This window comes from Ruegeria sediminis, from assembly GCF_005938215.1.
Lineage (GTDB): Bacteria > Pseudomonadota > Alphaproteobacteria > Rhodobacterales > Rhodobacteraceae > Ruegeria > Ruegeria sediminis.
This window is the reverse complement of sequence record NZ_VCPD01000004.1, coordinates 1-14,028: the sequence shown is the minus strand read 5'-3', so window position 1 is coordinate 14,028 and position 14,028 is coordinate 1. Positions and strand designations below refer to the sequence as shown.

General features: G+C 63.8%; 8 protein-coding genes. 7 read left to right on the top strand and 1 reads right to left on the bottom strand.

All coding sequences use genetic code 11. The features are described from left to right. The first annotated feature begins 145 nt into the window (after positions 1-145). The 3 genes from rpoB (at position 146) to FGK63_RS11555 (ending at position 9,637) form a co-directional block, all read left to right on the top strand. The gene (gene rpoB, locus FGK63_RS11565) at positions 146-4,282 is read left to right on the top strand and encodes a DNA-directed RNA polymerase subunit beta (protein ID WP_138842360.1); all 4,137 of its coding nucleotides are present in this window, start codon (positions 146-148) and stop codon (positions 4,280-4,282) included. 52 nt (positions 4,283-4,334) lie between these two features. Next, on the top strand, positions 4,335-8,576 hold the full coding sequence (rpoC, locus tag FGK63_RS11560; protein WP_138842358.1) for a DNA-directed RNA polymerase subunit beta': 4,242 nt from the start codon (positions 4,335-4,337) through the stop codon (positions 8,574-8,576). A gap of 185 nt (positions 8,577-8,761) precedes the next feature. After that, entirely contained in the window at positions 8,762-9,637 is an 876-nt protein-coding gene (locus FGK63_RS11555; RefSeq protein ID WP_138842356.1) for a DMT family transporter, read from the top strand. On the opposite strand, the gene FGK63_RS11550 is transcribed toward FGK63_RS11555, so the two are convergent. Next, positions 9,616-10,422: a putative rhamnosyl transferase gene (locus FGK63_RS11550; protein ID WP_138842354.1), complete on the bottom strand. Its 807-nt coding sequence runs from the start codon at positions 10,420-10,422 to the stop codon at positions 9,616-9,618. The two genes, FGK63_RS11555 and FGK63_RS11550, sit on opposite strands and share 22 nt — an antisense overlap. Before the next feature lie 403 nt (positions 10,423-10,825). On the opposite strand from FGK63_RS11550, the gene rpsL reads away from it, so the two are divergent. The 4 genes from rpsL to FGK63_RS11530 form a co-directional block, all read left to right on the top strand. Then, the gene (gene rpsL / locus FGK63_RS11545) at positions 10,826-11,197 is read left to right on the top strand and encodes a 30S ribosomal protein S12 (protein ID WP_005980675.1); all 372 of its coding nucleotides are present in this window, start codon (positions 10,826-10,828) and stop codon (positions 11,195-11,197) included. Between the two features lie 15 nt (positions 11,198-11,212). After that, entirely contained in the window at positions 11,213-11,683 is a 471-nt protein-coding gene (gene rpsG / locus FGK63_RS11540) for a 30S ribosomal protein S7 (protein ID WP_138842352.1), read from the top strand. Between the two features lie 18 nt (positions 11,684-11,701). Further along, positions 11,702-13,819: an elongation factor G gene (fusA, locus tag FGK63_RS11535; protein WP_138842350.1), complete on the top strand. Its 2,118-nt coding sequence runs from the start codon at positions 11,702-11,704 to the stop codon at positions 13,817-13,819. Between the two features lie 87 nt (positions 13,820-13,906). Beyond that, positions 13,907-14,028, top strand: a 122-nt coding sequence (locus FGK63_RS11530) for a GTP-binding protein (RefSeq protein ID WP_246044033.1), incomplete at its 3' end; no start/stop codon positions are given.

Genomic DNA, 14,028 nt, shown 5'->3' with positions numbered 1-14,028 from the left:
TTTCTAAGACGCGGTTCACGGATCGGGAGGCCGCCACTCGGGACGGTGGCCATGAATTGATCCGGACGTGTCGTCTCGTATGGGCAAGGCGCCGGGGCCCGACGGCGTCGTTGTCCGCTGAGAACATCGAAAGGTGACATCTGACATGGCTCAATCGTTCCTTGGCCAGAAACGTCTTCGGAAATATTACGGCAAAATCCGCGAAGTGCTGGAAATGCCGAACCTCATCGAGGTACAAAAATCTTCTTATGATCTTTTCCTGCGCTCCGGCGATGCCGACAAGCCGACCGACGGCGAAGGCATCATGGGCGTGTTCCAGTCGGTTTTCCCGATCAAGGATTTCAACGAAACCTCGGTTCTGGAATTCGTGAAATACGATCTGGAAAAGCCGAAATACGATGTCGAAGAGTGCATGCAGCGCGACATGACCTACAGCGCCCCGCTCAAGGTCACGCTGCGGCTGATCGTCTTCGACGTGGACGAGGACACCGGCGCCCGCTCGGTCAAGGACATCAAGGAACAGGATGTCTTCATGGGCGACATGCCCCTGATGACGCCGAACGGCACCTTCATCGTCAACGGCACCGAGCGCGTGATCGTCAGCCAGATGCACCGCAGCCCCGGCGTGTTCTTCGACCACGACAAGGGCAAGACGCATTCCTCGGGCAAGCTGCTGTTCGCCTGCCGCATCATTCCCTATCGCGGGTCGTGGCTGGATTTCGAATTCGACGCCAAGGACATCGTCTTTGCCCGTATCGACCGTCGCCGCAAGCTGCCGGTGACGACCCTGCTCTATGCCCTCGGCATGGATCAGGAAAGCATCATGGACGCCTATTACAACACCGTGTCCTACAAGCTCGAGAAGAAGAAGGGTTGGGTCACCCCGTTCTTCCCCGAGCGCGTGCGCGGCACCCGTCCGACCAATGACCTGATCGACGCGGCCTCGGGCGAGGTGATCGCCGAAGCCGGCAAGAAGGTCACTCCGCGCGCCGTCAAGCAGCTGATCGAAGAGGGCAAGGTCACGCACCTGCTGGTCCCGTTCGACCACATCAACGGCAAGTTCGTCGCCAAGGACCTCATCGACGAGGAAACCGGCGCGATCCATGTCGAGGCCGGCGACGAGCTGACGCTGGAATACGACAAGGACGGCGATCTGGTCGGCGGCACCGTCAAGGACCTGATCGATGCGGGCATCACCGACATCCCGGTCCTGGACATCGACAACATCAATGTCGGCCCCTACATCCGCAACACCATGGCGCAGGACAAGAACATGAACCGCGAAACCGCGCTCATGGACATCTACCGCGTCATGCGCCCGGGCGAGCCGCCCACCGTCGAAGCCGCATCGGCCCTGTTCGACACCCTGTTCTTCGACAGCGAACGCTATGACCTTTCCGCCGTCGGCCGGGTGAAGATGAACATGCGCCTGGCGCTGGACGCACCCGACACCATGCGCACCCTGCGCCGCGAGGACATCGTGGCCTGCATCAAGGCGCTGGTGGAACTGCGCGACGGCAAAGGCGACGTGGACGACATCGACCACCTCGGCAACCGCCGCGTCCGCTCGGTCGGCGAACTGATGGAAAACCAGTACCGCGTCGGCCTGCTGCGCATGGAGCGCGCGATCAAGGAGCGCATGTCGTCGGTCGAGATCGACACCGTCATGCCGCAGGACCTGATCAACGCGAAACCGGCCGCCGCCGCCGTGCGCGAATTCTTCGGCTCGTCGCAGCTGTCGCAGTTCATGGACCAGACCAACCCGCTGTCCGAGGTCACCCACAAACGCCGCCTGTCGGCGCTTGGCCCTGGCGGCCTGACCCGCGAGCGCGCGGGCTTCGAGGTCCGCGACGTGCACCCGACCCACTATGGCCGGATGTGCCCGATCGAGACGCCCGAAGGCCCGAACATCGGCCTGATCAACTCGCTGGCCACCTTCGCCCGCGTGAACAAGTACGGCTTCATCGAAACGCCCTATCGCGTCGTCAAGGACGCGACGGTGACCGATGAGGTGCATTACATGTCCGCGACCGAGGAAATGCGCCACACCGTGGCGCAGGCCAACGCGACGCTGGACGGCGAGGGCAGGTTCGTCAACGATCTGGTCTCGACCCGTCAGGCTGGCGACTACACGCTGGCGCCGCGCGAGAACGTGGACCTGATCGACGTGTCGCCGAAACAGCTGGTTTCGGTCGCGGCCTCGCTGATCCCGTTCCTTGAAAACGACGACGCCAACCGGGCCCTGATGGGCTCGAACATGCAGCGTCAGGCGGTTCCTCTGCTGCGGGCCGAAGCGCCGCTGGTCGGCACCGGAATCGAGGAAAAGGTCGCCATCGACTCGGGCGCGGCCATTCAGGCCAAACGCGCCGGCGTCATCGACCAGGTCGATGCGCAGCGTATCGTGATCCGGGCCACCGAGGATCTGGAACTGGGCGATGCGGGCGTCGACATCTACCGCCTGCGCAAGTTCCAGCGGTCGAACCAGAACACCTGCATCAACCAGCGTCCGCTGGTCAAGGTGGGCGACACCGTGATGAAGGGCGAGGTCATCGCCGACGGTCCCTCGACCGACATGGGTGAACTGGCGCTCGGCAAGAACGTGGTCGTCGCGTTCATGCCGTGGAACGGCTACAACTACGAGGACTCGATCCTGATCTCCGAGCGCATCGCGCGCGACGACGTCTTCACCTCGGTCCATATCGAGGAATTCGAGGTCGCCGCCCGCGACACCAAGCTGGGTCCGGAAGAGATCACCCGCGACATCCCGAACGTCGGTGAAGAGGCGCTGCGCAACCTCGACGAGGCCGGCATCGTCTACATCGGCGCCGATGTGGAGCCAGGCGACATCCTGGTCGGCAAGATCACTCCCAAGGGCGAAAGCCCGATGACCCCGGAAGAAAAGCTGCTGCGCGCCATCTTCGGCGAGAAAGCTTCGGACGTGCGCGACACCTCGCTGCGCGTCAAGCCGGGCGATTACGGCACCGTGGTCGAGGTCCGCGTGTTCAACCGCCACGGCGTCGAAAAAGACGAGCGTGCGCTGCAGATCGAACGCGAGGAAGTCGAGCGTCTGGCCCGCGACCGGGACGACGAGCTGGCGATCCTCGACCGCAACATCTACGCGCGCCTCAAGTCGATGATCCTCGGCAAGACCGCCGTCAAGGGGCCGAAAGGCGTCAAGGCGGGCTCGGAAATCACCGAGGACCTGCTGGAAACCCTGACCCGCGGCCAGTGGTGGCAGCTGGCGCTGGAAGACGAGAAGGACGCCCAGGTCGTCGAGGCCCTGAACGAGCAGTACGAGGTGCAGAAGCGCGCCCTGGATGCCCGGTTCGAGGACAAGGTCGAGAAGGTCCGCCGCGGCGACGACCTGCCGCCGGGCGTGATGAAGATGGTCAAGGTCTTCATCGCCGTGAAGCGCAAGCTGCAGCCGGGCGACAAGATGGCCGGCCGTCACGGCAACAAGGGCGTGATCTCGAAAGTGGTGCCGATGGAGGACATGCCGTTCCTCGCCGACGGTACCCCGGTCGATTTCTGTCTCAACCCGCTGGGCGTGCCGTCGCGGATGAACGTCGGGCAGATCCTCGAAACCCACATGGGCTGGGCCGCGCGCGGTCTCGGCATCCAGGTGGACGAGGCGCTGCAGGAATACCGCCGTTCGGGCGACCTGACGCCGGTGCGCGATGCGATGAAGCACGCCTATGGCGAGGACGTCTATGCCGAGGGCATCTCGAACCTGGGCGAGGACGAGCTGATCGAGGCGGCCGGCAACGTCACCCGTGGCGTGCCGATCGCGACGCCGGTCTTCGACGGCGCGAAAGAGGCCGATGTCAACGACGCGCTGGTGCGCGCCGGATTCGACACCAGCGGTCAGAGCATCCTGTTCGACGGCCGTACCGGCGAGCAGTTCGCGCGCCCCGTGACCGTCGGTATCAAGTACCTGCTGAAACTGCACCACCTGGTGGACGACAAGATCCACGCGCGTTCGACCGGCCCGTACAGCCTCGTCACCCAGCAGCCGCTGGGCGGCAAGGCGCAGTTCGGCGGCCAGCGCTTCGGTGAGATGGAGGTCTGGGCCCTCGAAGCCTATGGCGCCGCCTACACCCTGCAGGAAATGCTGACCGTCAAGTCGGACGACGTCGCAGGCCGGACCAAGGTCTATGAATCGATCGTCAAGGGCGAGGACAACTTTGAAGCGGGCGTACCGGAATCGTTCAACGTTCTGGTGAAAGAAGTCCGCGGCCTCGGCCTGAACATGGAACTCCTGGATGCGGAGGTTGAGGAGTAAGGGCCGCGCGCCCTTGCCCCCGTCCCCCCTTCCGCAAGATTTGAGGTAACAAATGAACCAGGAAATCACCAACAACCCGTTCAATCCGCTGACCCCGCCGAAGGTCTTCGACGAGATCAAGGTCTCGCTGGCGTCGCCGGAGCGGATCCTGTCTTGGTCCTATGGCGAGATCAAGAAGCCCGAAACCATCAACTACCGCACGTTCAAGCCCGAGCGTGACGGCCTGTTCTGCGCGCGCATCTTCGGCCCGATCAAGGATTACGAATGCCTGTGCGGCAAGTACAAGCGCATGAAATACCGCGGCGTCGTCTGTGAAAAGTGCGGCGTCGAGGTTACCCTGCAGAAGGTCCGCCGCGAGCGCATGGGCCATATCGAACTGGCCGCGCCGGTCGCGCATATCTGGTTCCTCAAGTCGCTGCCCTCGCGCATCGGCCTGATGCTGGACATGACCCTGCGTGATCTCGAGCGTGTGCTGTACTTCGAGAACTATGTCGTCATCGAGCCCGGCCTGACCGACCTGACCTACGGCCAGATGCTGACCGAAGAAGAGTTCATGGACGCGCAGGACCAGTTCGGCATGGACGCCTTCACCGCCAATATCGGCGCCGAGGCGATCCGCGAGATGCTGGCCCAGATCGACCTCGAGGCCGAAGCCGAGCAGCTGCGTGCCGAACTGGCCGAGGCCACCGGTGAACTGAAGCCCAAGAAGATCATCAAGCGCCTGAAGGTCGTCGAAAGCTTCCTCGAGTCGGGCAACCGGCCCGAGTGGATGGTGATGACCGTGATCCCGGTCATTCCGCCGGAACTGCGCCCGCTGGTGCCGCTGGACGGCGGCCGCTTCGCGACCTCGGACCTGAACGACCTCTACCGCCGGGTGATCAACCGGAACAACCGCCTCAAGCGGCTGATCGAACTGCGCGCGCCGGACATCATCGTCCGCAACGAAAAGCGGATGCTGCAGGAATCGGTGGACGCCCTCTTTGACAACGGCCGCCGCGGCCGCGTCATCACCGGCGCCAACAAGCGCCCGCTGAAATCGCTCAGCGACATGCTGAAGGGCAAGCAGGGCCGCTTCCGTCAGAACCTGCTTGGCAAGCGCGTCGACTTCTCGGGCCGTTCGGTCATCGTGACCGGCCCGGAACTCAAGCTGCACCAGTGCGGCCTGCCCAAGAAGATGGCGCTGGAGCTGTTCAAGCCGTTCATCTACTCGCGACTCGAGGCCAAGGGCCTGTCTTCGACCGTGAAACAGGCGAAGAAACTGGTCGAGAAGGAACGTCCCGAGGTCTGGGACATCCTCGACGAGGTGATCCGCGAGCATCCCGTGATGCTGAACCGCGCGCCGACGCTGCACCGCCTGGGCATCCAGGCGTTCGAGCCGGTGCTGATCGAAGGCAAGGCGATCCAGCTGCACCCGCTGGTCTGCTCGGCCTTCAACGCCGACTTCGACGGCGACCAGATGGCCGTGCACGTTCCGCTGAGCCTCGAGGCCCAGCTGGAAGCGCGCGTCCTGATGATGTCGACCAACAACGTGCTGTCGCCCGCCAACGGCGCGCCGATCATCGTTCCGTCGCAGGACATGATCCTGGGTCTCTACTACCTGACCCTGGAACGCGACGGCATGGCCGGCGAAGGCAAGATCTTCGGCTCGATCGAAGAGGTGCAGCACGCCCTCGACGCCGGCGAGGTGCATCTGCACTCGAAGATCATCGCCCGGATCACCCAGATCGACGACGAGGGCAACGAGGTCCAGAAGCGGTACGAGACCACCCCGGGCCGCGTGCGCCTGGGCGCTCTGCTGCCCAAGAACAACAAGGCCCCGTTCGAACTGGTCAACCGTCTGCTGCGCAAGAAAGAGGTGCAGCAGGTCATCGACACCGTCTACCGCTACTGCGGCCAGAAGGAATCGGTCATCTTCTGCGACCAGATCATGGTCATGGGCTTCCGCGAGGCGTTCAAGGCCGGCATCTCCTTCGGCAAGGACGACATGGTGATCCCCGAGGACAAGTGGGGCATCGTGGACGACACCCGCGACCAGGTGAAGGACTTTGAACAGCAGTACATGGACGGCCTGATCACCCAGGGCGAAAAGTACAACAAGGTCGTCGACGCCTGGTCCAAGTGCAACGACCGCGTCACCGAAGCGATGATGAAGACCATCTCGGCGGTGCAGAAGGACGAGAACGGCGCCGACAGGGAACCGAACTCGGTCTACATGATGGCCCATTCGGGCGCGCGGGGCTCGGTCACGCAGATGAAGCAGCTGGGCGGCATGCGCGGCCTGATGGCCAAGCCGAACGGCGACATCATCGAGACGCCGATCATCTCGAACTTCAAGGAAGGTCTGACCGTGCTCGAGTACTTCAACTCGACCCACGGCGCCCGCAAGGGTCTGTCGGACACCGCCCTGAAGACGGCGAACTCGGGCTACCTGACCCGCCGCCTGGTGGACGTGGCGCAGGACTGCATCGTGCGCGAGCATGACTGCGGCACCGACCGCGCCATCACCGCCGAAGCGGCCGTCAACGACGGCGAGGTCGTGGCGTCGCTGGCCGAGCGTGTGCTGGGCCGCGTCGCGGCCGAGGACATCCTGCGTCCCGGCAGCGAAGAGATCATCGTGGCCGCCGGCCAGCTGATCGACGAGCGCATGTCCGACACCATCGACGAGGCCGGCGTGCAGTCGGCGCGCATCCGCTCGCCGCTGACCTGCGAATCCGAGGAAGGCGTCTGCGCCATGTGCTACGGCCGCGACCTGGCGCGCGGTACAATGGTCAACACCGGCGAGGCGGTCGGCATCATCGCCGCCCAGTCGATCGGTGAACCCGGCACGCAGCTGACGATGCGGACCTTCCACATCGGCGGCGTGGCCCAGGGTGGCCAGCAGTCGTTCCAGGAAGCCAACCAGGACGGCACCGTCGCCTTCGAGAACCCGCAGATCCTGGCCAATGCCGCCGGCGAAAGCCTGGTCATGGGCCGGAACATGAAGCTGGTGATCAAGGACGACCAGGGCGAAGAGCGCGCCAGCTTCAAGCTGGGCTACGGCTCCAAGCTGTTCGTCAAGGAAGGCACCAAGGTCAAGCGCGGCTCCAAGCTGTTCGAGTGGGATCCCTACACCCTGCCGATCATCGCCGAAAAGGCCGGTACCGCGAAATATGTCGACCTGGTTTCGGGTATCGCCGTGCGCGACGAGACCGACGAGGCCACCGGCATGACCCAGAAGATCGTGATCGACTGGCGTGCCGCGCCGAAAGGCAGCGACCTCAAGCCCGAGATCATCCTGGTGGGCGAGGATGGCGAGCCGGTCCGCAACGACGCGGGCAACCCGGTTCACTATCCGATGTCGGTGGACGCGATCCTGTCGGTCGAGGACGGGCAGGAGATCCAGGCCGGTGACGTCGTCGCGCGGATCCCGCGCGAAGGCGCCAAGACCAAGGACATCACCGGCGGTCTGCCGCGAGTTGCGGAACTGTTCGAAGCGCGCCGTCCGAAGGATCACGCGATCATCGCCGAGGCAGATGGTTACGTGCGCTTCGGCCGCGACTACAAGAACAAGCGCCGCATCACCATCGAGCCTTCGGACGAGTCGCTCGAGCCGATCGAGTACATGGTGCCCAAGGGCAAGCACATCCCGGTGCAGGAAGGCGACTTCGTGCAGAAGGGCGACTACATCATGGACGGCAACCCGGCCCCGCACGACATCCTGTCGATCATGGGCGTCGAGGCCCTGGCCGATTACATGATCGACGAGGTGCAGGACGTCTACCGTCTGCAGGGCGTGAAGATCAACGACAAGCACATCGAGGTCATCGTGCGCCAGATGCTGCAGAAGTGGGAGATCCTCGACAGCGGTGACACCACCCTGCTGAAGGGCGAACATGTGGACAAGCAGGAGTTCGACCAGGCCAACGCCAAGACCATCGCCCGCGGCGGTCGTCCGGCGCAGGGCGAGCCGATCCTGCTCGGCATCACCAAGGCTTCGCTGCAGACCCGGTCGTTCATCTCGGCGGCGTCGTTCCAGGAAACCACCCGCGTGCTGACCGAGGCTTCGGTTCAGGGCAAGGTGGACAAGCTGGTCGGCCTCAAGGAGAACGTCATCGTCGGCCGCCTGATCCCGGCCGGTACCGGCGGCGCCACCCAGCGCGTCCGCCACATCGCGCAGCAGCGCGACAACGTGGTGATCGAAGCCCGCCGGGAAGAGGCCGAAGCGGCCGCGGCCCTGGCTGCTCCGATCATGGAGGACGACATCATCGGGGACGAGTTCGAGACCCTGGTCGAGACCCCCGAAAGCCGCGAGTGACCGGCAACGAACGTACAGGAAAGGCCCCGCGATTTCGCGGGGCCTTTTGTTTTCCGGGCCCGCCCGCGCGCCGGTCCTTTCCCTGGGCCGCTCCGGCAAATTCCCGGATTGCCTTGCCGCGAAGTTGCGACCAATCTGCGCCGGCCGGCCCCAAGTCAGGCCGATGAGTCCAAAGTGAGAATTGCATGGCCCCCAACATGACCGGCGCCCTGCTGATGATGGGCAGCATGGCGGCATTCACCGTGAACGACACGCTGGTCAAGTCGGCGGGGGGCCAGTTGCCGCTCTTCCAGATCGTGACGCTGCGCGGAATTCTGGCGACGGTGCTGGTCTTCTTTCTCGCGCGCCATCTGGGCGCCCTGCATCTGAACTTTCCGCGGCGGGACAAGATCACGGTCCTGTTCCGCTGCGTCAGCGAAGTGGCGGCCACGTTCTTTTTCCTGACCGCCCTGATGCACATGCCGCTGGCCAATGTCACGGCGGTCCTGCAGGCGCTGCCGCTGACGGTGACGCTCGGGGCGGCTCTGTTCTTCAAGGAGCCAGTCGGCTGGCGGCGGCTGACCGCGATCGGCATCGGATTTGCCGGCATGCTGCTGATCGTCCGGCCGGGGCCGGACGGGTTCAGCATCCACGCCATCTACGCCCTGATCGCGGTGGTCTGCGTGACGGCGCGGGATCTGCTGACGCGCCGCATGTCCGCCGAAGTGCCTTCGATGGTCGTGACCCTGGCGACGTCGATCTCGGTGACGCTGACGGCGGCGCTGGCCTCGACCGCCACCGATTGGGTGCCGATGACACAGGCCACCGGCCTCACGGTCGCCGCCGCCGCCGTCTTCGTCCTGATGGGCTACGTGTTCAGCGTCATGGTCATGCGCGTGGGCGAGGTGGGTTTCGTGGCCCCGTTCCGGTATTCCAGCCTGATCTGGGCCCTGCTGCTGGGTCTGGCCGTGTTCGGCGACTGGCCCGACCCGCTGACCCTGCTGGGCGCGGGGCTGGTGGCGGCGGCGGGGCTGTTCACCCTGTTCCGCGAAAGGGCGCGTCAGGAAGAGGCGAACGCCTGACGCACCTGATCCGCGTCTATCGCGAAACGGGCGCGGAACTCGTCCTCCTGCTCGGCGGTCAAGGGCGAAACGGCAACCGGACTTGCATTCGCACCGCGCGAATCGTTGAACCGGTTGTGCGTGCGCACCCACATCGGGGCGTCGGAAAAGCTGACGACCGGCATGAAACGCCCAAGCTTGTGGTGGGCGAAATTCATGATGCTCGCAGGGCAGCCTCCCCTCACATACATGCCAAGCGCCGCAGTGATCAGGTTGCGGACCTGTTCGCTGGCCGAGATCCCGTCCGCGCCCATTTCGGCGATGAATCCCCGGGGATAGTCGATGGCGACGGTCCTGTTCCGGCGCAGCAAGCCGGCGCAGTCCCGGGCCGCGGTGCGGAGGCGCTCGACGAAGTCCACCGAAACGGCGTCGTCGTCATCTTGACGGAATTGCAGGCAGGGTTCGCTCGGATTGCGCCGTGCCGCGTTCAGGATCGCCTTCATCGCCTCGCGGTGCGGCTTCGGCGGTTGCGCGATGATGCGAACCTGGGGCATTCCCGCCGTCAGGTCCTGCAACCGGTCGCGATCCGCGGCGGGCAGGCTGTTCCCGATCACGACCAGAAAGTCGAAATCCGGCTCGGTCTGCGCCCGCAAGCCCGGCAGCGTGACCGTTTCGAACAAACGGAACCGCTCCTCCATCCGGTCGCGGGTATAGAGAAATCGCTCCCGCTCTTCGGTGGTTTCGTGCTCCACCTGGAAGCCGCCGATGGCCGGATAGGAAAAGCGGCACAGGCCGATCACTTGCATGGCTTTCTCCGGAAGGCGGTCTTCAGGCCGCGACTATGCCCGCGGTGCGCCTCGGCCGCAACACTCGCAAACGGGCTTGCGCGCGGGGAAAATCGGGAATATTGCCGCCCGATCCGGCCTTGTCCGGGCCGGGGCGGGCAGGGCTGTTGACACTTGGCGCGACTCCCCCTATTACGCCCGCTATCTCGGCACCGGGGGTCGCCCCAACGCCGACTTCAAATTGGAAGTGGTCAAGACCCGGACAATTTTGCAGTCCCGGTCCTCTGATAACCAACCGCGACGTTCACCTCGGAATGGGAACGATCGCGGGTTTTGCGCTTGCGGACGCGTGGGTGCAGTGAATTGAAACCGCACGCAACGCGCGTGCATGACACAAGTGTTGCGAAACGGGGAAAGAACCGGAATGCCAACGATCCAACAGCTGATCCGCAAGCCGCGGCAGCCGAAAGTAAAACGCTCGAAGTCCATGCACCTGGAGCAGTGCCCGCAGAAACGCGGCGTCTGCACTCGTGTTTACACCACCACGCCGAAGAAGCCGAACTCGGCCATGCGGAAGGTCGCCAAGGTGCGCCTGACCAACGGCTACGAAGTCATCAGCTACATCCCGGGCGAAAGCCACAACCTGCAGGAGCACTCGGTGGTCCTGATCCGTGGCGGCCGGGTGAAAGACCTTCCCGGTGTGCGTTACCACATCCTGCGCGGTGTTCTGGATACCCAGGGCGTCAAAGACCGTAAGCAACGCCGTTCGAAATACGGCGCGAAGCGTCCCAAGTAAGAAGGAGAGGCCGAGATGTCCCGTCGTCACGCCGCAGAAAAACGCGAAGTCCTGCCCGACGCCAAATTTGGCGACAAGGTTCTGACCAAGTTCATGAACAACCTGATGATCGACGGCAAGAAGTCGGTCGCAGAGCGCATCGTCTACAACGCCTTCGACCGCGTCGAGACCAAGATCAAGCGCGCCCCTGTCGAAGTGTTCCACGAAGCCCTCGACAACATCAAGCCGTCGGTCGAGGTCCGCTCGCGCCGTGTGGGTGGTGCCACCTACCAGGTTCCGGTCGAAGTGCGCCCTGAGCGCCGCGAGGCCCTGGCCATCCGCTGGCTGATCGCCGCCGCGCGCAACCGCAACGAAAACACCATGGAAGAACGCCTCGCCGGCGAGCTGCTGGACGCCGTTCAGTCCCGCGGAACCGCCGTCAAGAAGCGCGAAGACACCCACAAGATGGCCGAGGCGAACAAAGCCTTCAGCCATTATCGCTGGTAACCCAAGGGGCTCAGACCTATGGCACGCGAATATCCGCTCGAACTGTACCGCAACTTCGGTATCATGGCGCACATCGACGCAGGCAAGACCACCTGCTCGGAGCGTATCCTGTACTACACCGGCAAATCCCACAACATCGGTGAGGTGCACGATGGTGCGGCCACCATGGACTGGATGGAGCAGGAACAGGAACGCGGCATCACCATCACTTCGGCTGCGACCACCACTTTCTGGGAGCGCACCGAGGACGGCAAGACCGCCGACACTCCGAAGCACCGCCTGAACATCATCGACACTCCCGGCCACGTCGACTTCACCATCGAGGTCGAGCGTTCGCTGGCCGTGCTCGACGGCGCCGTCTGCGTTCTCGATGCGAACGCCGGTGTCGAACCCCAGACCGAAACCGTGTGGCGTCAGGCTGACCGCTACAAGGTTCCGCGCATGGTGTTCGTAAACAAGATGGACAAGATCGGCGCCGACTTCTTCAACTGCGTCCGCATGATCGAAGACCGCACCGGCGCCCGCGCGGTTCCGGTCGGCATCCCGATCGGCGCCGAGAACGAACTCGAAGGCCTGATCGACCTCGTCACCATGAAGGAATGGCTGTGGAAGGGCGAAGACCTCGGCGCAAGCTGGGAACAGGTCGACATCCGCGACAGCCTGAAGGATCTGGCCGAGGAATGGCGCGGCAAGATGATCGAAGCGGCCGTCGAAGAAGACGACGACGCGATGATGGCCTACCTCGAAGGCGAGGAACCCGACGTTCCGACCCTGCGCAAACTGCTGCGCAAGGGCACCCTGGCGCTGCACTTCGTGCCGGTTCTGGGCGGTTCGGCCTTCAAGAACAAGGGCGTCCAGCCGCTGCTCAACGCCGTGATCGACTATCTGCCCAGCCCGCTGGACGTGGTCGACTACATGGGCTTCAAGCCCGGCGACGAGGAAGAGGTTCGCAACATCGCCCGCCGCGCGGACGACAACATGCCGTTCGCCGGCCTGGCGTTCAAGATCATGAACGACCCGTTCGTCGGTTCGCTGACCTTCACCCGGATCTACTCGGGCGTCATGAAGAAGGGCGACCAGATCCTGAACTCGACCAAGGGCAAGAAAGAGCGCATCGGCCGCATGATGATGATGCACTCGAACAACCGCGAGGAAATCGAGGAAGCGTTCGCGGGCGACATCATCGCGCTGGCGGGTCTGAAGGATACCACCACCGGCGACACCCTCTGCGACGCCAAGGATCCGGTGGTTCTGGAAACCATGACCTTCCCGGAGCCGGTGATCGAGATCGCGGTCGAGCCCAAGACCAAGGGCGACCAGGAAAAGATGTCCCAGGGTCTGGCCCGTCTGGCCGCCGAAGACCCGTCCTTCCGCGTGGAAACCGACCTGGAATCGGGTCAAACCATCATGAAGGGCATGGGCGAACTTCACCTGGACATCCTGGTTGACCGCCTGAGACGCGAGTTCAAGGTCGAGGCGAACATCGGTGCGCCGCAGGTGGCCTATCGCGAGACCATCTCGATGCCGATCGAACACACCTACACCCACAAGAAACAGTCGGGTGGTTCGGGTCAGTTCGCCGAGGTCAAGCTGGAGATCCAGCCGACCCAGCCGGGCGAAGGCTATTCCTTCGAAAGCCGCATCGTCGGCGGTACGGTTCCCAAGGAATACATCCCGGGCGTCGAGAAAGGCATCAACTCGGTCATGGATTCGGGCCCGCTGGCCGGCTTCCCGGTGATCGACTTCAAGGTGGCCCTGATCGACGGCAAGTACCACGACGTCGACTCGAGCGTTCTGGCCTTCGAGATCGCCTCGCGCATGTGCATGCGCGAAGGTCTCAAGAAGGCTGGCGCGAAGCTGCTGGAACCGATCATGAAGGTCGAAGTGATCACCCCGGAGGAATATACCGGCGGGATCATCGGCGACCTGACCTCGCGTCGGGGCCAGGTGTCGGGCCAGGAGAACCGCGGCAACGCGATCGCGATCAACGCCTTCGTGCCGCTGGCCAACATGTTCGGCTACATCAACACCCTGCGTTCGATGTCGTCGGGCCGCGCCCAGTTCACCATGCAGTTCGACCACTACGATCCGGTTCCGCAGAACATCTCGGACGAGATCCAGGCGAAATACGCGTAACCCGGGTGGCGGGGTGAACCCCGCCCTACCCACCAACCGTAGGGCGGGGTCGACCCCGCCGTCCGACAGAGAAAAAGGAGCTTTGCAATGGCAAAGGAAAAGTTTGAGCGTACGAAACCGCACGTCAACATCGGCACGATCGGCCACGTTGACCACGGCAAGACCACGCTGACCGCAGCGATCACCAAGTATTTCGGCGAGTTCCGCGC